Origin of the sequence: Streptomyces sp. B6B3 (genome assembly GCF_039871525.1) — a bacterium.
GTDB lineage: Bacteria > Actinomycetota > Actinomycetes > Streptomycetales > Streptomycetaceae > Streptomyces.
Genome location: NZ_JBDPLU010000001.1, coordinates 692,041 through 709,723 on the forward strand (window position 1 = coordinate 692,041; position 17,683 = coordinate 709,723).

Below are 17,683 nucleotides of genomic sequence, written 5' to 3' on the forward strand. Positions count from 1 at the left end.
ACGACCACGTGACGGCCACCACCACAGCGCCCGCGCACCCCGACCCCGCCCCGGAGGCCGTGGCCCGCGCCCTGCGCGCCGCCCGTTGCGGCGACGTCGCGGCGGACCGCGCCAGCCGCGCCCGGTACGCGGCCGACGCCTCCAACTACCGGCGCGTCCCGCTGGCCGTCGTCTTCCCGCACACCCGGCAGCAGGTGCTCGACGCCGTCGCCGCCTGCCGCCGCCTCGGCGTGCCCGTCACCTGCCGCGGCGCCGGCACCAGCACCTCGGGCCAGGCGATCGGCACCGGCGTCGTCCTCGACCTCTCGCGCCACTACCGCCGGCTCCTCGACCTCGACCCCGCCGCCCGGCGCGCCATCGTCGAACCGGGCATCGTCCTGGACGAGCTGCGCGCGGCCGCCGCGCCGCACGGCCTCACCTTCGGCCCCGACCCCTCCACCCACAGCCGCTGCACCCTCGGCGGCATGATCGGCAACAACGCCTGCGGTTCCCGCTCCCTCGCCTGGGGCCGTACCGCGGAGAACGTCGTCGCGCTCGAGGTCGTCACCTACCAGGGCACCGTCCTGACCCTCGGCGAGATGACCGCGGAGGAGATCGCCCTGGCCGTCGCCGTCGACGACGAGCGCGGCCGGCTGATCGCCCGGCTGCACGCCCTCGCGCGGGAGAACCTCGCCGCGCTGCGCACGCGGTTCGGCCGCTTCCCGCGCCAGGTCTCCGGCTACGCCCTGGAACACCTGCTGCCCGAACGCCGCTTCAACCTCGCCCGCGCCCTCGTCGGGGCCGAGGGCACCTGCGCCGTGGTGCTCGCCGCCACCGTGCGCCTGGTTCCCGAACCGCCGCGCCGCCGGCTCGTCGTCCTCGGCTTCGCCGACGCCGTCGCCGCCGCCGACGCCGTGCCCGCCCTCCTCGCACACCGCGGCGCCGAACCGGGCGCCCGGCTGCTCGCGCTGGAGGGCTTCGACCGCGACCTCACCGACGCGGTCACCGCACCCGAGGGCCGCGCCGCCCTCGCCACCCTGCCGGCCGGCGGCGCCTGGCTCTTCGCCGAGCTCGCCGGCCCCGCCGACCAGCTGTCGGACGCCGCCCGCGCCCTGGCCGCGACCGCCGCCCGAGCACCCGGCTCCACCGGGACCGAGGCCGTGGACGACCCCGCCCGAGCCCGCCGGCTGTGGCGGCTGCGCGAGGACGGCGCGGGGCTCGCCACCCGCCTCCCCGACGGCTCGGAGGCCTGGCCGGGCTGGGAGGACGCGGCCGTTCCGCCCGCCCGGCTCGGCTCCTACCTGCGGGCGTTCACCGCGCTGCTCCGCCACCACGGCCTGCGCGGCGCGGTCTTCGGCCACTTCGGCGAGGGCTGCCTGCACGTCCGCATCGACTTCGACTTCACCAGCGACGCCGGCCTGGCCACCTTCCGCGCCTTCACCACCGAGGCCGCCCGGCTGGTCGCCGCGCACGGCGGATCGCTGTCCGGGGAACACGGCGACGGCCTGGCCAGGTCGGCGCTGCTGCCCGCGATGTACGAGCCGGAGGCCATCGCCCTGATGGAGCGGTTCAAGCACGCCTGGGACCCGGACAACGGGCTCAACCCCGGCGTCATCGTCCACCCCGCGCCGCACGACGCCGACCTGCGCGCCGTCCCGCCCCGCCGGCCGCGCCCGCTGCCCACCGTGCTGCCGTTCCACCAGGACGGCGGCGACTTCGCCAAGGCCGCCCGCCGCTGCGTCGGCGTCGGGAAATGCCGCTCCGGCACCCCCAACGGCACCGTCATGTGCCCCAGCTTCCGCGCCACCCGGGACGAGAAGGACTCCACCCGGGGCCGCGCCCGGCTGCTCCAGGAGATGACCAGCGGCGACATCGTCACCGACGGCTGGCGCTCCACCGAGGTGCGCGACGCCCTCGACCTGTGCCTGTCCTGCAAGGGCTGCTCCGTGGACTGCCCGGTCGGCGTCGACGTCGCCACGTACAAGTCGGAGTTCCTGCACCACCACTACCGCCGCCGGCTCCGCCCCGCCTCGCACTACTCCATGGGGTGGCTCCCGCTGTTCGCCCGCGCCGCCGCCCGCGCCCCCCGCGTCGTCAACGCGGTGACCGGCTCCCGGCTGGTGCCGCTGCTCAAACGCCTCGGCGGGATCGCCGCCGAACGCGGCATCCCGCGCTTCGCCGACCGCACCTTCCTGTCCTGGTTCCGCGCCCGCGAGCCGGCCGGTACCGGTGACCGCGGCCCGGTCCTGCTCTGGGTCGACTCCTTCACCAACCACTTCGCCCCCGAGGTGCTGCGGGCGGGCGTCGCCGTCCTGGAACACGCCGGCTACCGCGTCCAGGTGCCGCCCGGCACCCAGTGCTGCGGCCTGACCTGGTTCACCACGGGGCAACTCGGCACCGCCCGCCGGGTCGCCGCCCGCGCCGTCCGCGCGCTGGCCGGGCCGCTCGCCGACGGCACGCCCGTGGTCGGCCTCGAACCCAGCTGCACCGCCGCGTTGCGCACCGACGTCCCCGAACTGCTCGACGGCCGCCCGGCCGGGCCCGACGCCCGCCGGCTGGCCGCCGCCACCCGCACCCTGGCCGAACAGCTCGTCCGCCACACCCCGGGCTGGCGACCGCCGCCCGTGGACGCAGAGGCCGTGTCCCAACCCCACTGCCACCAGCACGCCACCGCGGGATTCGGCGCCGACACCGAACTGCTCGCCGCCCTCGGCGTGCGCCACCGGGTGCTGGACTCCGGCTGCTGCGGCCTGGCCGGCAACTTCGGCTTCGAACGCGGCCACTACGACGTCTCCCTGGCCGTCGCCGAACAGGGCCTGCTGCCAGAGGTCCGCGCGGCCGCCGCCGACACGGTGCTGCTCGCCGACGGCTTCAGCTGCCGCACCCAGATCGCCCAGGCCACCGACCGCACCGGCACGCATCTGGCACAGCTCATCGCCGGCGCCCTGCCGCCACCGCCCGACCAGCGACCACCCCACCAGGGAAGGACGACCACGCCATGACCAACGCCCTCGATCTGGTCGACGAATGGGGCCCCGAGAAGATCGTCGTCGTCTCGCACCGCCGCACCGGCATGAAGGGCGTCCTGGTCATCGACAACACCGCCCGCGGCATGGGCAAGGGGGGCACCCGGATGGCCCCCGGCGTCACCGTCCCCGAGATAGCCCGCCTGGCCCGCGTGATGACCTGGAAATGGGCCGGCGTCGACCTCTTCTACGGCGGCGCCAAGGCCGGCATCGTCGCCGACCCCGCCGCCCCCGACAAGGAGGCCGTGCTCCGCGCGTTCGCCAGGTCGCTGTCCAACGAGGTCCCGCGCGAGTACGTGATGGGCCTGGACATGGGGCTGACCGAGGACGACGCGGCCGTCATCCAGGACGAGCTGGGCGACCGCGGCGCCGCCGTCGGCACGCCCGCGCACCTCGGCGGCGTCGCCTACGACCAGCTGGGCGTCACCGGCTTCGGCGTCGCCGAGTCGGCCGACGCCGCCGCCGACCACCTCGCCCGGCCGCTGCGCGGCTCCCGGGTCGCGATCCAGGGCTTCGGGGCCGTCGGCGCCGCCGCCGCCCGGCGCTTCCACGAACTCGGCGCCGTCGTCGTCGCGGTCTCCACCGCGCACGGCGCGCTCCACGCCCCCGGGGGACTCGACGTCGAGGCCGCGCTCCGGGCCCGCGCCGAGTTCGGCGACGCCTTCGTCACCGCGCCCGCCGCGGCCGGGGCCCTCGGCCCCGCGCGTCCGCTGCCCGCCGGGGCGGAACTCACCGTGGACTGCGACGTCCTCGTGCCGGCCGCGCTGCAGGACGTCATCGACGAGCGGACGGCCGGGACCATCGCGGCGGCGCTGGTGGTGGAGGGCGCCAACCTGCCCACCTCGGCGGCGGCCCGCGCGGTGCTGCACGAGCGCGGCGTCACCGTCGTCCCCGACTTCATCGCCAACGCGGGCGGCGTCATCGCCGCCGCCTACGCCATGGACGCCCGCTACTCGGCCTTCCGCCCCGACCCCGCCCAGGTGTTCGCCACCATCTCGGAGAAGCTGCGCGGCAACACCGAGACGGTGCTCACGGCGTCCCGCCGCCAGGACGTCACCCCGCACCAGGCCGGCCACCGGATCGCCCGGGACCGCGTCCTGGCCGCGATGCGCAGCCGGTCCGGCGGCGGAAGGCCGGGCGACGACGCGCGCTTGCCGTGACCGGACGCGCCGAGCCCTGTCGGCCCGCCGGCCGATCGCGCGAAGCCGCCGTCGAGGCCGAGCCCGGACCCATCCACCGGCCGCCGCTCGGCCGCCGCCGTCCGGCGCGGCGGGCTCAGCGGGTGACGCCGTCCGGGCCGCGTCGCAACGCCCGGCCCGGGAGAGCCCCGGTGTGCCGGCCGTCGGCGATGACCGGCACACCGCCGACGAGCACGTGCGGAACGCCCTCGGGCGTCCGGCGCGGATCCTCGAACGTCGCCGTGTCGCGCACCGTCTCCGGATCGAAAAGCACCAGGTCGGCGTGGTACCCGGGGGCGACCAGGCCGCGGTCGGCGAGCCCGAGCCGCCGCGCGGCCCGGCCCGTCAGATGGGCCACGCACTCCTCCAGGCCGAGCACCCCCAACTCCCTGACGTACCGGCCGAGGTAGCGGGGGAACGTGCCCCAGGCCCGCGGATGCGGCCGGTCCGCGGCCAGCAGCCCGTCGCTGCCGCCGGTGTGCGCCCGGTGCCGCATCACCGTCCGCACGTTCTCCTCGTCCCCGATGTGCAGCAGGATCGTCGTGGACAGCGCGTCCGCCAGCAGCCGTTCCCGGAACGTCTCGAACGGGGTCGACGCGCCGCCGGACGCCGCCGCCAGCTCCGCGACCGTCCGGCCCACCGCGCCCTGGTCCCGGGACCCCGAGATCTCGACCGCCTCCCACTCCACCGGCACCCCGTGGCAGCCGTCCGACCCCGCCACTTCCAGATCGTGCCGGATCCGGGCCAGCGCATCCGGGTCCCGCAGCCGGCCAAGCGTGGCCGCCGGGCCGCCCTCCGCCGCCCAACTCGGCAGCAGCGACGCCAGCGTGGTCGAGCCCGGCAGGTACGGATAGGTGTCCAGGGTGAGGTCCACGCCCGCGTCGAGCGCCGCGTCCAGCAGCGCGAGCAGCTCCGGCGCGCGCCCCCGGTTCACGGAGAAGTTCATGGTCGCGTGCGCCAGGTGCAGCGCGCACCCCGAGCGCCGCGCGACGTCGACCATCTCCTGGTACGCCGTCAGGGCCCCGGCGCCGTACGAGCGGTGGTGCGGCGCGTAGAAGCCGCCGAGCCCGGCCACCACCCGGCACAGCTCGACCAGCTCGGCGTCGGTGGCGTACATGCCGGGCACGTAGGTCAGCCCGCTGGACATGCCCACCGCGCCCTCGCGCATCCCGGTGGCCACCAGCTCCCGCTGCCGGTCCAGCTCGGCCTCGGTCGGCGGCCGGTCGTCCCAGCCCGTCGCCAGCATCCGCACCGAGCCCTGCGGCACCAGATAGCAGGCGTTGACCGCGATGCCCGCGTCGAGCCGGTCGAGATAGCCGCCGACGCTCCGCCAGTTCCAGTCGAAGCCCGGCGGATCGCCGTGCCAGCCCGCGATGGCCTGCCGCACCTGGGGCAGCGTCACGTCGTCGACCGGCGCGTAGGAGAGCCCGTCCTGGCCCAGCACCTCGCAGGTCACGCCCTGGCTCACCTTCGCCAGATGGTCGGGCTCGACGAGCAGCGCGAGATCCGAGTGGGCGTGCATGTCGACGAACCCGGGGCACAGCACGAGCCCGGTGCCGTCCAGCACCTTCCGCCCGGTCGGCACGCGCCCACCGACGTCCTCGATCCGCCCGCCGGTCACGGTCACGTCGGCGACCCGCCCCGGCGCGCCGGTCCCGTCGACGACGGTCGCACCACGGATCAACAGGTCGGTCATCGCCCCAGGCTACGGCGTCTCCGCGGGGACCCGGGCGGTTCAGAACCCGATGGCCTCGCGGAGCAGCAGGACGGTGCCGCGTCCGGGGCGGTGCTCCGCGTTGAGGACGAGCAGGCGGTTGACGGCGCTGGGCCACCCGTGGGCCTTCTGGGTGCGGGCGCTTTCCAGCGGGAGACAGTGGTCCTCGACGCGCCGCAGCGCCGTGCCCAGGTCGGGCACCACCTTCTGCGCCCCGACGATCCAGATCGCGCGGGCGGCGCCGCCGGCGTAGCCGGGCAACTGGCTTCCGCTGCCCGACGCGACCACGAGGGAGCCGGTCTCGGTGAGCGCGGCGACGCTGCCCACGATGACGTCGGGGCTGGCGGTCAGCCGCCGGATGTCGTCGGCGGCGGTGACGCGGTCCATGGCCAGGACCCGCGGCCTGATGGCTCGGTACCGCCCGCTGGCGTTGATGTCCTCCTCGATGCCGGACCGGCGGAGGGTCTCGCTGGCGCCGGTGAACACGCTGGCGCCCTCGGGCACCAGGTCCCTGACGCGGCTCCGTGCGGCGGCGACGTCGTCGAGGACCTCAACGTCGAAACCGTGCGCGGCCAGGGCGGTGGCCGCCCGCTCCAGGCGTTCCGCGGGCACCGGATCGGCGAACGAGGTCGCCGGCATGGGGGTGGTCATGATGTCTCTGCACGTCCCGTCCACTGGAGGATGTTTCCGTCTCACCACCCCGACGACACAGCCCTCCGAAACGTGAGGCCCGGCCCGGCCGCCATCCGGCCATCGGCGGCTTCGGCACCTTCGGGCTTCGGGCTTCGGCGGGCGGAATCCTCAGCCTCGGGCCACGCATGGCCGGCCAACCGCGTACCGTAGGCCGGTCGAGGCGGCGCGGGGGGACGAGGAGGCGGCGGCGTGGACGCGTGGGACGAGGCCGGAACGGGGCCGGGGGGCGGCGCGGCGGACGGCGCCCGTCCGGACGGCTACACCGAGCTCCTCGCCGAGGTGTCGGTGACCGGCCGGCGGCTGACCAGGGACGAGCTGACCGCGCACCGGGCGCGCGGGGAGCGCGCCGCGCGGGACGGCGTCGGGCTCCGCGAGCTGGTCAACGGACATCTGGCCGCGACCCGCGCGGCCTGGTCGGGCCTGCCGGGCGTGACCGCCGCCCCCGACCCGCGCGCGGTCCGCGCGGCGGGGGAGTGCGTGCTGGCCGCGGCCGAACAGGCGGTGGACGCGCTGGTCGAGGGCCACGAGCGGGCGCAACTGCTCGCGGTGCGCCGCGACGAGGCGGCCCGGCGCGAGTTCGTGGACGACCTGCTGCACGGCCGCAGCGACCCCGGCACGCTCTCCGCCCGCGCGGAGCGCTTCGGGCTGCGGCTGGCCCAGAGCCATGTGGTGGCCGTCGCCCGCGGCCCCGAGCCGTACGACGACACCCACCCGGTCACCCGGCGCATGGCGGGCGAACTGGACGGCCGGTTCGGCGGCCGGCTCGTGCTGCTGACCACCAAGGACGGGCGGCTGGTGTGCATCGCGCCCGGCAACGAGCCCGACGTCGTGGACCACTTCGCCCTCCGGGCCCGCACCGTCGCGGGGGCGGACGACTGCCGTGTCGCCGTCGGCCGGCCGCACCACGGACCTGGCGGCGTCGTCCAGTCCTACGAGGAGGCGCTCGGCGCGCTCGACCTCGCCGATCGCGCGCTGCTCGACGCGCCCGTGCTGCGCGCGGCCGACCTGCTGGTCTTCCCGGTGCTCGGCCGGGACCGGCAGGCCCTGGCCGACCTGGTGCGGACGGTGCTGGGGCCGTTGGCCGAGGCGCGCGGCGGTCCCGAACCGCTGCTGGCCACGCTCGACGCGTACTTCGCCTCCGGCTGCGTGGCCGCTGAGGCGGCGCGGCGCCTCTCGCTGAGCGTGCGGGCGCTGACCTACCGGCTGGCCCGGGTGCACGCGCTCACCGGCTCCGACCCCGCCGACCCGCTCCAGCGCTACACCCTGCAGACCGCGGCCATCGGCGCCCGTCTGCTCGACTGGCCCGCCCGGCCCCTGTGAGCCACGGCCGACCGGCCGGCCTCGGTCCGCTCACCCCTGAGCGGACCGGGCCGGTCGGACGCCACGCAGCCTGCTGGTCGGGACACGTCCGCGACAAGAGCCTGCGGCCGTCCCGGACGGCCCGCCACGGTCCGGCCTGGCCGGAGGCGGCTCCGGACGCGCGTCGGCTGCCCGTCGGAGCCCGCCAACGGACGTTCGTGCGCGGCACGTCCCACCATCCGGGACGTGCCGCGCACGATGTCGGACCGGAACCCTCGTTCGGTCAGCCGGTCACCTCGACGCGTTCCACCTGGCCGTTGGCCTCGGCGCTCGGGACGCCGTCGCTGCCTGGGGCCCTGGCCACCAGGCCGCCGAGCAGCGATGCCACGTCGATGCCCGTGGTCGAGCTCAACAGCTCCATGCCCTGCGCCACGTTGTCCGCCACCGTCCGCGGCAGGCGGCCGGCGCCGTCCGTGGAGACGACGGTCAGCTTGTCGATGGCCGCCAGCGGTTCGGCCGCCTTCCCGACGACCTGCGGCAGCACCTCCACCAGCATCTGCAGCACGGCTGCGTCCCCGTACCCGGCGTACGCCTCCGCCTTCTTCCGCATCGCCTCGGCCTCCGCCGCGCCCGTGGCGGCGGTGGCCGCCGCCTGGGCCTCGCCCTCGAAACGGAGCGCCTCCGCCAGCGCCGCCCGCCGCTCCCGCTCGCCCTCACCGGTGAGCCGGGCCCGTTCCGCCTCGGCGTGGGCGGCGGCGACCGCCGAGACCCGCGCGGCCTCGGCCTCCTGCTCGGCCCGGTACCGCTCGGCGTCCGCCGGCTTCCGCACCTGCGCGTCGAGCTGCCGGTCCGTCAGCGTGGCCTGCCGTTCCGCCACCTTCTCCTGCTCGGCCAGCACCTCCTGCTGCTGCGCCGCGGCGGCCAACGGACCCGCCGCGGCGGCCCGCGCGCCCGCCGCCTCGGTCTCGGCCCTGATCTCCGCCTGGCGCAGCGACAGCGTGCGCTGGGCGACCGAGATCTCCTCCTCCGCCCGCAGCCGCGCCTGTTCGGCGACGCGCCGCGCCTCCGCCTCGGCGATGTCCGCCTCCTGCCGGGCGCGCGCCGCCTCGGGCCGCCCGAGGTCGTCGAGGTAGCTGCCCTCGGCGCTGATGTCCTGGATCTGGAACGTGTCCAGCACCAGGCCCTGCCCCGACAGGCTGGCCTCGGCCTCCTCCGCCACCTGGCCGGCGAACGCGGCCCGGTCCCGGATCACGTCCTCCACCGTCATCCGGCCGACGATCGACCGCAGCGCGCCGGACAGCACCTCCTGGGTGAACGTGACGACCCCGCCCTGCTGGCGCAGGAACCGCTGTGCGGCGGACCGGATCGCGTCCTCGCCGCCGCCCACCTTGACGATGGCCACGCCGTCCAGGTTCACCTTCACCCCGCGCAACGTCACCGCGCCGCGCACCGCCACCGGGATGTGCCGGCTCGACAGGTCCATCACGTGCAGGTGCTGCACGAACGGGACGACGAACACCCCGCCGCCGACCACCACCTTCTGGCCGCTCGTGTCCCGGCTCACCTGCCCGGTCACCGGATCCGTGGACTTGCGCCCCCGGCGGCCGGTGACCAGGAACGCCTCGTTGGGCCCCGCCACCTTGTAGCGCGAGACCACCACCAGCACCAGCAGCACGAGGAGGACTACCACCCCCACGACCGACACCACGACGACATTCACGACACGTTCCCCTCTCCTCGTTCCCCGTCTCCCGGCGCTCCGCGCCGGCCTTCGGCCGCTCCGCGCCCGTTCTGCTCCGGCGCTCCGCGGCCGGTCTGTGGCGCTCCGCGCCCCTGCTGTTCCGGCGCTCCGCGCCGGTCCTTGGTTGCTTCGCCCCCGGCCCCTTTCCCGCGCTCCGCGCCGGTGTTTGGCCGCTCCGCGGCCGACGAGCGGCCGGCGTTCGGGCCGCCCGTTTCGCTGGCCCGGGCACCGGGCACCGGGCACCGGGCACCGGGCACCGGGCACCGGGCCGTGCCGGGACCGCCGGTCCCGGTGGCACGGACCAGGGGCGCGGGCCCAGCCGGCAAGGCTCACGCGCGTCAGCGCGCCGCCCGTACCTCCACGGCCGTGGGGGACAGCGTCTCCACCACCCACACCTCCGCGTTCACGGGCAGCGCCCGCTCGCATCTGGCCGTGTACTTCACGCGTAGCCCGGACACGTCCAGCAGTACCTCGCCGAACCCCCCGCCGCCCGGGATCGCCGTGACCACGGCGCCCGCCGCGCCGAGGAGTTGTTCCTCGCCCGGCGCGACGGCTGACTGGTCCCGCGCCAACACCCCGCTGAACCGCGTGACCAGCCAGGCCGTGCCCCCGCCCGCCGCCGCCCCCACCGCGGCGGCGAACGGGGTCCCTAGGCCCGTGGTGTGGTCGGTGATCGCCCCGACGAAGCCGAGCATGGAGACGAACGCGGCGACGGCGGGCAGCGACAGCCACCCGTCGGCACCGAGATCGAGAACCCCGTCGAACACCCCGTCGAAGATCCCGTCCAGCACCACGGCCAGGAGCAGCAGTACCAACCCGGCGATGCCGAGACCGAGAAGCCAGCCCACGGCGCTCACCTCCCCCGAAGGCCGTTGACCGCTGACAACGTCAGTCTGCCATTCATGAGGGCGCGTTCACATTTCCGCTTTCCGGCAATCTTGACGTCCTCTTGATGCCGGTCTCTCGCCCGTGCCGCGGCCACCACGCACGCGCGTTCGTGCGGATCGGTGAGGGACCGTCAGGTGGAGTCGCGGACGATCAGCCGGGCCGGCGTGATCACCGAGGCGGGCGCCGGGCCCGGCGCCCGGCCGAGGCGGCGCAGCAGCAGCGCCGCCATCAGCTCGCCCATCCGCTGCACGTCCTGCCGCACGGTCGTCAGCGCCGGCTCCGCCCAGGAGGCCGGGTCGAGGTCGTCGTAGCCGACCACGGCCACGTCCTCGGGCACCCGCAGGCCGCGCGCCCGCAGCGCCCGCAGTGCCCCCGTGGCCATCAGGTCGTTGCCGGCGAAGACAGCGTCGGGGCGCTCGGCCGGCCGGTCGAGCAGCCAGGACATCGCCCGTTCGCCGCCCTCGACCGTGAAGTCGCCGTGCGCCAGGAGTTCCGGATCCGCCCGGGGCGCGCCCAGCGCGTCCAGGTAGCCGTCGAGGCGGTCCGCGGCGGACGTCTGGTCCAGCGGTCCGGTGATCACCGCGATGCGCCGGCGCCCGCGCTCCAGGAGGTGGCGCACGGCCTGGCGCGCGCCGTCGCGGTTGTCGGTGTCCACGTAGAGCACGTCGGGGTCGTCCGCCGCGCCCGGCCAGTGGGGACGGCCGCCGAAGACCGTGGGCAGCCCGGACGCGGCGGCGGTCGCGGGCAGCGGATCGTCCGTGTGCAGCGAGAACATCAGCGCGCCGTCGACGTGGCCGCCGGCCAGGTAGCGGTCGATCCGGTCGTAGTCGTCGCGCGACTCCAGCAGCATCAGCAGCAGTTGCGTGTCGTGCGCGGCCAACTCCCGGCTTATGCCGCGCAGCTGCTGGGCGAAGAAGGGATCCGTGAACACCCGGGCCTCGGGCTCGGCGATCACCACGGCCACGGCGCCGGTGCGCCGGGTCACCAGGCTGCGGGCCGCGCTGTTGGGGACGTAACCCAGCGCGTCCACCGAGCGCTTGACCCGCTCCCTGAGCTCCGGGCGTACGCCGGGCGTGCCGTTGACCACGCGCGAGACGGTGGCGCGTGAGACACCGGCGTGCGCGGCCACGGCCTCCAGCGTGGGAGGGGCGCCGTCCACCACTTTCGAGTCCTTCTCTGTCACGAGGTCTTGACGGTACCGGCAAGCGACGGCACTGTGCAGTAGCACGACCTGAGAGCGCTCTCATCTCTCGACCGTCTCTCGACTCGGGAGCATGATCCGTCCCCCCACACCGGAAAGAGAGCATTGTCATGAGCACGAAAAGTCGCAGGTCCTGGCTTGCCGGCGGCGTCTCGGGGCTGGCCGCCCTGGCCGCCGTGGTGACCCTGGCCCTCCCCTCGGCCGGCGCCGCGGAATCCGCCGAAGCCGCGGGGTCCGGCTCCGGATCGACCGCCACGGAGCCCACCGCGGCCGCCGAGATCTGGCGCGAGGACTTCGACGGCGCGGCCGGATCGTTGCCCTCCGGCGAGAACTGGATCATCGACACCGGCACCGGCTACCCCGGCGGCCCCGCCAACTGGGGCACCGGCGAGGTGCAGACGTACACCGACAGCCCGGACAACCTGAAGCTCGACGGCAACGGCCATCTGGCGATCACCGCGCTCCGCGACGGCTCCGGCGGCTGGACCTCGGGCCGGATCGAGACCCAGCGCACCGACTTCGCCGCCCCCGAGGGCGGGGTGATGCGCATCGAGGCCGGCCTCCAGCTGCCCAACGTCTCCGGCGACGCGGCCCTCGGCTACTGGCCGGCGTTCTGGACCCTCGGCGCCGACTACCGCGGCAACTACTGGAACTGGCCGGGGATCGGCGAGTTCGACATCATGGAGAACGTCAACGGCGTCGGCCAGACCTGGGGCGTGCTGCACTGCGGCGTCAACCCCGGCGGCCCGTGCAACGAGACCAACGGCATCGGCGCCTCCTCGCCGTGCTCCGACTGCGGCACCGCCTACCACGAGTACGCGCTCGAACTCGACCGCACGGGCGACACGGAGTACCTCCGCTGGTACCGCGACGGCCAGGAGTTCCACTCCGTGAGCTCCGCCGAGATGGACGCCACGACCTGGGCGAACGCCACCAACCACGGCCACTTCATCCTGCTGAACCTGGCCATGGGCGGAGCGTTCCCGAACGGCGTCGCCGGCGTCTCCACCCCCACCGACGCGACCCAGCCGGGCGGTTCGCTGCTGGTCGACTACGTGTCCGTCTCGGTGCAGGAGGCCGCCCGGTGAGGGCCGGGATCAGCCGCAGGGCGCTGTTCGCCGGCGCCGCCGGCGCGTTCGGCGCGACGGCCCTGGGCGCCACGGCGCTGGCCGCCCGGCCGGGAGCCGGCCGCGCGGCGGCGGCCGCGCCCCTGCCGGTGACCGTCGTCAACAACACCGGACAGTTCGACAACGCCTCGATCTGGGTCTACATCGTCGGCAACGACGGCCAGCGGCAGGTCCGCGTCACCCCCGACGGCCAGCTGCTGCCCGTCTCCACCGCCGACAACGGCGCCGACGGCTACACCGACTACGCCATCCCGCTGGCCGCCTCCGGCGACACCACGATCCCGCTGCCGTACATGTCGGGACGGATCTACGTGGCGCTCGGCGACAAGCTGAAATTCAAGGCGTTGGCGGACGGCAACGGCAACCCCGCGCTGGCCTACCCCGCCGGCTGGGTCAGCTCCGACCCGAACTACCCGGTGCTGCACGACTGCGCGGAGTTCACCCACATCGAGTCCGGCATGTACTGCAACACCACCATGGTGGACATGTTCAGCGTGCCGCTCGCCATCCGGCTCACCGGCGCCAACGACCAGACCACCGGCACGTTGACGTCGGGCGCCCGGGCCCGGATCTTCGACGAGCTGCGGGGCCACGAGACGTTCGGGCCGCTGGTGCTGGAGGACCGGCGGGTGCTGGCGCCGGGCCACGGCCTGGACGCGGGGCTCTTCCCGGCCGACTACTTCGACCCGTACGTCGACCGGGTGTGGAGCGAGTACGCCGGCCGGGACCTGCTGGTCACCACCAACGCCGGGCAGTTCACCGGCCGGGTCAGCGGCGACCAGTTGGTCTTCACCGGCCCCGCACAGGTGTCGTTCAACCGGCCGCCCACCCGCGACGTGCTGTTCTGCGACGGCACGCTGGCCGCGCCGAACGACGGCACCACCGGTCCGGTGGCGGCGGTGCTGGCCGCCGCGCTGAACCGCGGCACCGCGATCAGCAACCCGAACCAGCCGGCCACCGACCCGGCGACGTTCTACCAGGAGGAGCCCGCGCACCACTACGCGCGCGTCATGCACGAGGCGTCGGAGGACGGGCGCGCCTACGGCTTCGCCTTCGACGACGTCGCCGGCTTCGCCTCGTACATCGAGGACGGTGCGCCGCAGTCGTTCACGCTGACGCTCACCCCGTTCTGACCGCCCCCTCCACCGACCGGCCCGCCGGCCCCCCACACCGGCGGGCCGGTCAGGGCGGGCAGGGATTCTCGGGAAGCGGCTGGCTGCCGGCGGTCTGGGCGCTGGTCACGTCCGGGGCCAGGTCGTCCGTGGGCTCGCAGGTGACCGGGTTCGGCGGGTCGGCGGGCGGCGCGGGCGGGTCCTGGTCGACCAGCAGGAACAGCACGGCGGCCACGGCCGCGGCCAGGGCGAAAAGCGCGACGGCCGTCCGCCGGACCGGGAACGGGACACGGTGCCGGCGCGCCAGGGACGGCGGTCGGGCCGGGCGCAGGTCGGCCGCGGTCACCGCGTCGGCGCCGGCCCGAAGGGCCTCGGCCAGCAGCCGTTCGATCGGCTCCACGGGCTCGGGCGTGGGTTCTGGCGCGGTCATCGGGGAACCTCCAGGTGTCGGCGCAGCGCGGCCAGCGCCCGGCTGGCGGTGGACTTCACCGTCCCCGGGGACAGGCCGAGCGTGTCGGCGATCTCCGCCTCGGACAGGTCCGACCAGTACCGCAGCACGAGCACCTCCCGTTGGCGCTGGGTGAGCCGGCGCAGGGCGGCCAGCACCGCGCGGTGCTCCTCGCGCAGCACCACGGACTCCTCGGCCGGCGGCACGGGAACGGGCCGTTCCGGCACGTGGGCGCGCACGGTGCGGCGGCGGCGCAGCACGGAGCGGGAGCCGTTGACCACGCAGGTGCGGAGGTACGTCGCCGGCTCTGCCACGCCGTCGAGCCGCGGGCCGTGCCGCCGCAGCAGCGCGGCGAACGCGTCCTGCACGACGTCCTCGGCGGTGGCCAGGTCGTCGACCAGGAACAGGGCGAGGCGGACCAGGTCGAGCCGGCGGTGGTCGTACAACGCGTCGATGGGCGGGGCCGGCTCCCGTGACACCACGTCAGGACGACTGGACACGGCGGCGAAGTGCGGGCATGACTCTCCTGGACGTCGGCCGGCGGAGGCCACCGATGACCAGGCGGTCACCGGCGGCTCCCGCCGCGGTGGGTGGGGTTACTCGCCGGGCACGGGCGTCTCCCACGCACCCCGGGGGCTGGTGACGTCCGCTTCGCCCTCCGAAACGGGTGTCTCCCAGGCGCCCTCGGGGCTGGTGACGTCCCCCTCGCCCTCCGGGACGGGTGTCTCCCACGCGCCCTCGGGGCTGGTGACGTCCGCTTCGCCCTCGGGCACCGGCGTCTCCCACGCGCCCTCCGGGCTGGTGACGTCCGCTTCGCCCTCCGCCGGGGTCTGGTCGCCCTCGTCCAACTCCCAGGAGCCCCAGCCCTCCGGGCCCGTCGGGTCCAGCGGCCGCTCGTTCTCCTGGCCGGAACCGGTCGCGTGCGCGGTGATGACGCCGCCCAGGGAGAGGGCGAGGCCGGCGACCGCCGTGCCGGCGGCCCTGCGGAGGCGCCGCCGGGCGACGTGCCGGGGGATGCTGTGGCGTGCGGACATGTTGCTCCTCGTGTCGGATCGCTGGCCGAGCACCGGGGAGTCGATCCCGCGGTGCCCGCCCCTTGCTGGAGGCGCCTCCGATCCGACAGACGCGCGACCCCCACCGGGGTTGCGGGTGCCCTCCGACTCGCCCGAGTGACCTGCGTCACGCCAGCCGGGTGGGCGCCCCGGAAGCTCGCACGGTGACCGGCCCGCCGCCCCGCCTCACCGGCGGGCCGGTCAGGGCCGGCCCGCCGCCCGGAGCATCCGCAGCTGGCCGATCTCGGACGCGTTCTTCGTCAGCTCCGTGTTCACCCAGGCCACCATGTGGGCGACGGTGTGCGCGGGGTCGTTCTGCCACGGGAACGGCGCCATCGCGTCCAACCCGGCGTCGTCGAGCCCGTCCAGCACCACCAACCACTCCTCCCGCAGCCCGCGCAGCCACGCCACGGTCGCGTCCTCGCCCGGCCAGACCACCTCGGTCCGCTGCCGGGGCACGCGCCCCCGCGCGTGGTCGATGGTCACGCTCCACCACCAGCCGATGTGCCAGCTCACCCAGGCGACGGTGGGCACCGGCACCGGATCCGGCTCGGTCTCCGCGAAGTCCGGCACCCACACCCCCTCGGCGTCCCGCCGGAGCGTCCAGCACAGCGCCGCGGGCTCCCACAGGAAGTCCTCGGCCTCCAGCCGCTCCAGGTGATACTCGAACAGCGCCCAGGTCAGATCGAACTGCCAGCGCAGCAGGTCACGTCGCGAATGCTCCACCACCCGACCCTGCCACACCGCCCACCCGACCCCTCAACCCTTTTATCCGGCGTCGGCGGTGAGTTCCACGGCGCACCAGGTGGTCTTCTCGTGGGTGGTGCTGCGGTAGACGCCCCATTCCGTGGCGAGGGCCTGGATCAGGTGGAGGCCGCGGCCGGTTTCGTCGTCGGGGCCCGCGGGGCGGAGTTCGGGGTGGGCGGGGGAGGCGTCGGTCACGCCCAGCAGGAGCATGTCGATGAGCAGCAGCAGGTCGACCGTCAGGACCAGGGGCGCGGCGGGGCCGTGGCGGATCGCGTTGCCGACCAGTTCGCTGGTCAGCAACGCGCAGTCGTCGAGGACCCGGTCCGAGCAGCCCCAGTCGGTGAGGGACGCCCGCACCGCCCGGCGGGCCCGGCCCACCTCCTCGGGGGCGGGGGCGAGGCGGAGGTGCAGGTGTTGTCCGAGGGCCATGGCGCAGCCCGGACAGGAGGGGTCGCTCTCGCGCGCGGGCTCGGCGTCGGCGGCGCGCGGTCCGGCCGGCCCGGCGTGGCGCTGTCCGGGCAGTCTGCCCGGAAGGCGGGGAGCCCCGTACGAGACGGCCGAGACGGCGGAGAAGGCCGAGTGTGCTGGGTGTGTCATGGCGGGATCCATCAGGTGGGGTCGGGGGATCCGAGCAGGAAGGCGTTCACGACGTCGTTGAAGCGCTCCGGCTCCTCCGCGAACGGCACGTGGCCGCTGTTCGGGAACGGGACGGCGCGCGCGTCCGGCAGGTGCGCGACGAGCCAGCCGGCGAGGTCGCCGGGGAAGATCCTGCTGCGCTCGCCGTAGATCAGCAGCACGGGCACCCGGACCCGGGGCAGCACGGGCCGCAGGTCCGCGTGGGCCATGTTCATCCACAGCGCGAGCGCCGCGTCCGTGGGCGTCTTGGTGGTCTGCGCGTAGGCGGCGTCCACCACGTCGTCGGCCGGGCTGTCGGCGAAGCAGGCCGCGATGAACGGCTTGACGACGCTGGGCCGGTCGTGTCGGAAGCCCTGCGCGAAGACCGCCAGGTCGACCGGGGAGTAGCCGCCGAGCAGCGGGAACCGCCAGCCCACCGCGTCGAGGAAGCGGGGCGACTGGTCGACGAAGACCGCCGCGCGCAGCCGGTCGCAACCGTACTGCTCCACGTAGGAGAGGATCACGTCCGCGCCCATCGACCAGCCGACCAGGGCGACGTCGTCGAGGGCGAGGTGGTCGAACAGCGCCCGCACGTCCCGCGCGTACTGCGCGAGGTCGTGTCCGTCCGGTGTCTTGCCGGACTCCCCGTGGCCGCGCAGGTCCACCGTCACCACCCGGTGGCTGGCCGCCAGCGCCGGCACGTTGGCCGCCCAGAAGGTGCTGTTCATGGTCCAGCCGTGAAGCAACACCACTGCGGGACCACGCCCTTGCTCTGCGTAGTACAGTGGCACGCCATCGGTCAGCTCGAGGTACGGCATTCATCCTCCAGGGGGCGCTGGAGTGAGTATCGAATGTCCCGCGGG

The 17,683-nt window shown here is 75.2% G+C and carries 16 protein-coding genes; 5 read left to right on the top strand and 11 right to left on the bottom strand.

Annotated features, from left to right (window positions below; genetic code table 11):
• The first annotated feature begins 8 nt into the window (after positions 1–8).
• Both ABGB06_RS02960 and ABGB06_RS02965 read left to right on the top strand, forming a co-directional pair.
• Positions 9–2,981 (top strand): FAD-linked oxidase C-terminal domain-containing protein, encoded by a 2,973-nt coding sequence (locus ABGB06_RS02960; protein ID WP_347585042.1) that lies wholly within the window; start codon positions 9–11, stop codon positions 2,979–2,981.
• A complete protein-coding gene (locus ABGB06_RS02965; protein ID WP_347585043.1) occupies positions 2,978–4,165 on the top strand; it encodes a Glu/Leu/Phe/Val dehydrogenase dimerization domain-containing protein in 1,188 nt (395 codons plus the stop codon). Before ABGB06_RS02960 ends, ABGB06_RS02965 begins: the two co-directional genes overlap by 4 nt.
• Before the next feature lie 115 nt (positions 4,166–4,280).
• Here ABGB06_RS02965 and ABGB06_RS02970 read toward each other — a convergent pair whose 3' ends face one another.
• Both ABGB06_RS02970 and ABGB06_RS02975 read right to left on the bottom strand, forming a co-directional pair.
• Positions 4,281–5,879, bottom strand: coding sequence for a D-aminoacylase (locus tag ABGB06_RS02970; RefSeq protein WP_347585044.1), 1,599 nt, complete (start codon positions 5,877–5,879; stop codon positions 4,281–4,283).
• A gap of 39 nt (positions 5,880–5,918) precedes the next feature.
• A complete protein-coding gene (locus ABGB06_RS02975) occupies positions 5,919–6,548 on the bottom strand; it encodes an LUD domain-containing protein (RefSeq protein ID WP_347585045.1) in 630 nt (209 codons plus the stop codon).
• A gap of 321 nt (positions 6,549–6,869) precedes the next feature.
• Here ABGB06_RS02975 and ABGB06_RS02980 point away from each other — a divergent pair, with 321 nt between their 5' ends.
• Complete coding sequence (locus ABGB06_RS02980) at positions 6,870–7,910, top strand: helix-turn-helix domain-containing protein (RefSeq protein WP_347585432.1); 1,041 nt, start codon at positions 6,870–6,872, stop codon at positions 7,908–7,910.
• A gap of 262 nt (positions 7,911–8,172) precedes the next feature.
• On the opposite strand, the gene ABGB06_RS02985 is transcribed toward ABGB06_RS02980, so the two are convergent.
• The 3 genes from ABGB06_RS02985 to ABGB06_RS02995 form a co-directional block, all read right to left on the bottom strand.
• A complete protein-coding gene (locus tag ABGB06_RS02985; protein WP_347585046.1) occupies positions 8,173–9,609 on the bottom strand; it encodes an SPFH domain-containing protein in 1,437 nt (478 codons plus the stop codon).
• Between the two features lie 359 nt (positions 9,610–9,968).
• Positions 9,969–10,478, bottom strand: coding sequence for a hypothetical protein (locus tag ABGB06_RS02990; protein ID WP_347585048.1), 510 nt, complete (start codon positions 10,476–10,478; stop codon positions 9,969–9,971).
• A gap of 170 nt (positions 10,479–10,648) precedes the next feature.
• Positions 10,649–11,680, bottom strand: a complete 1,032-nt coding sequence (locus tag ABGB06_RS02995; RefSeq protein WP_347585434.1) for a LacI family DNA-binding transcriptional regulator — start codon at positions 11,678–11,680, stop codon at positions 10,649–10,651.
• Between the two features lie 149 nt (positions 11,681–11,829).
• On the opposite strand from ABGB06_RS02995, the gene ABGB06_RS03000 reads away from it, so the two are divergent.
• Both ABGB06_RS03000 and ABGB06_RS03005 read left to right on the top strand, forming a co-directional pair.
• On the top strand, positions 11,830–12,807 hold the full coding sequence (locus tag ABGB06_RS03000; RefSeq protein ID WP_347585049.1) for a glycoside hydrolase family 16 protein: 978 nt from the start codon (positions 11,830–11,832) through the stop codon (positions 12,805–12,807).
• A 62-nt stretch (positions 12,808–12,869) separates the two neighbouring features.
• Positions 12,870–13,979, top strand: a complete 1,110-nt coding sequence (locus tag ABGB06_RS03005; protein WP_347585436.1) for a beta-1,3-glucanase family protein — start codon at positions 12,870–12,872, stop codon at positions 13,977–13,979.
• A 49-nt stretch (positions 13,980–14,028) separates the two neighbouring features.
• Here the strand turns inward: ABGB06_RS03005 and ABGB06_RS03010 are convergent, their stop codons facing one another.
• The 6 genes from ABGB06_RS03010 to ABGB06_RS03035 form a co-directional block, all read right to left on the bottom strand.
• Positions 14,029–14,388, bottom strand: coding sequence for a hypothetical protein (locus tag ABGB06_RS03010; RefSeq protein ID WP_347585050.1), 360 nt, complete (start codon positions 14,386–14,388; stop codon positions 14,029–14,031).
• Complete coding sequence (locus ABGB06_RS03015) at positions 14,385–14,888, bottom strand: SigE family RNA polymerase sigma factor (RefSeq protein ID WP_347585438.1); 504 nt, start codon at positions 14,886–14,888, stop codon at positions 14,385–14,387. The genes ABGB06_RS03010 and ABGB06_RS03015 overlap by 4 nt, the downstream gene beginning before the upstream one ends.
• A 114-nt stretch (positions 14,889–15,002) precedes the next feature.
• Entirely contained in the window at positions 15,003–15,440 is a 438-nt protein-coding gene (locus tag ABGB06_RS03020; RefSeq protein WP_347585051.1) for a hypothetical protein, read from the bottom strand.
• 219 nt (positions 15,441–15,659) lie between these two features.
• A complete protein-coding gene (locus tag ABGB06_RS03025; RefSeq protein WP_347585052.1) occupies positions 15,660–16,184 on the bottom strand; it encodes a DinB family protein in 525 nt (174 codons plus the stop codon).
• 42 nt (positions 16,185–16,226) lie between these two features.
• Positions 16,227–16,802 (bottom strand): ATP-binding protein, encoded by a 576-nt coding sequence (locus tag ABGB06_RS03030; RefSeq protein ID WP_347585054.1) that lies wholly within the window; start codon positions 16,800–16,802, stop codon positions 16,227–16,229.
• 11 nt (positions 16,803–16,813) lie between these two features.
• Complete coding sequence (locus tag ABGB06_RS03035; RefSeq protein ID WP_347585055.1) at positions 16,814–17,638, bottom strand: alpha/beta hydrolase; 825 nt, start codon at positions 17,636–17,638, stop codon at positions 16,814–16,816.
• Positions 17,639–17,683 lie beyond the last annotated feature (45 nt).

Bases quoted from the DNA above. Each gene is read 5' to 3' on its own strand.
- ABGB06_RS03035 (WP_347585055.1), bottom strand. From the start codon at position 17,638: ATGCCGTACCTCGAGCTGACCGATGGCGTGCCACTGTACTACGCAGAG.
- ABGB06_RS02965 (WP_347585043.1), top strand. From the start codon at position 2,978: ATGACCAACGCCCTCGATCTGGTCGACGAATGGGGCCCCGAGAAGATC.
- ABGB06_RS03000 (WP_347585049.1), top strand. From the start codon at position 11,830: ATGAGCACGAAAAGTCGCAGGTCCTGGCTTGCCGGCGGCGTCTCGGGG.
- ABGB06_RS02970 (WP_347585044.1), bottom strand. From the start codon at position 5,879: ATGACCGACCTGTTGATCCGTGGTGCGACCGTCGTCGACGGGACCGGC.
- ABGB06_RS03020 (WP_347585051.1), bottom strand. From the start codon at position 15,440: ATGTCCGCACGCCACAGCATCCCCCGGCACGTCGCCCGGCGGCGCCTC.
- ABGB06_RS03010 (WP_347585050.1), bottom strand. From the start codon at position 14,388: ATGACCGCGCCAGAACCCACGCCCGAGCCCGTGGAGCCGATCGAACGG.
- ABGB06_RS03030 (WP_347585054.1), bottom strand. From the start codon at position 16,802: ATGACACACCCAGCACACTCGGCCTTCTCCGCCGTCTCGGCCGTCTCG.
- ABGB06_RS02975 (WP_347585045.1), bottom strand. From the start codon at position 6,548: ATGACCACCCCCATGCCGGCGACCTCGTTCGCCGATCCGGTGCCCGCG.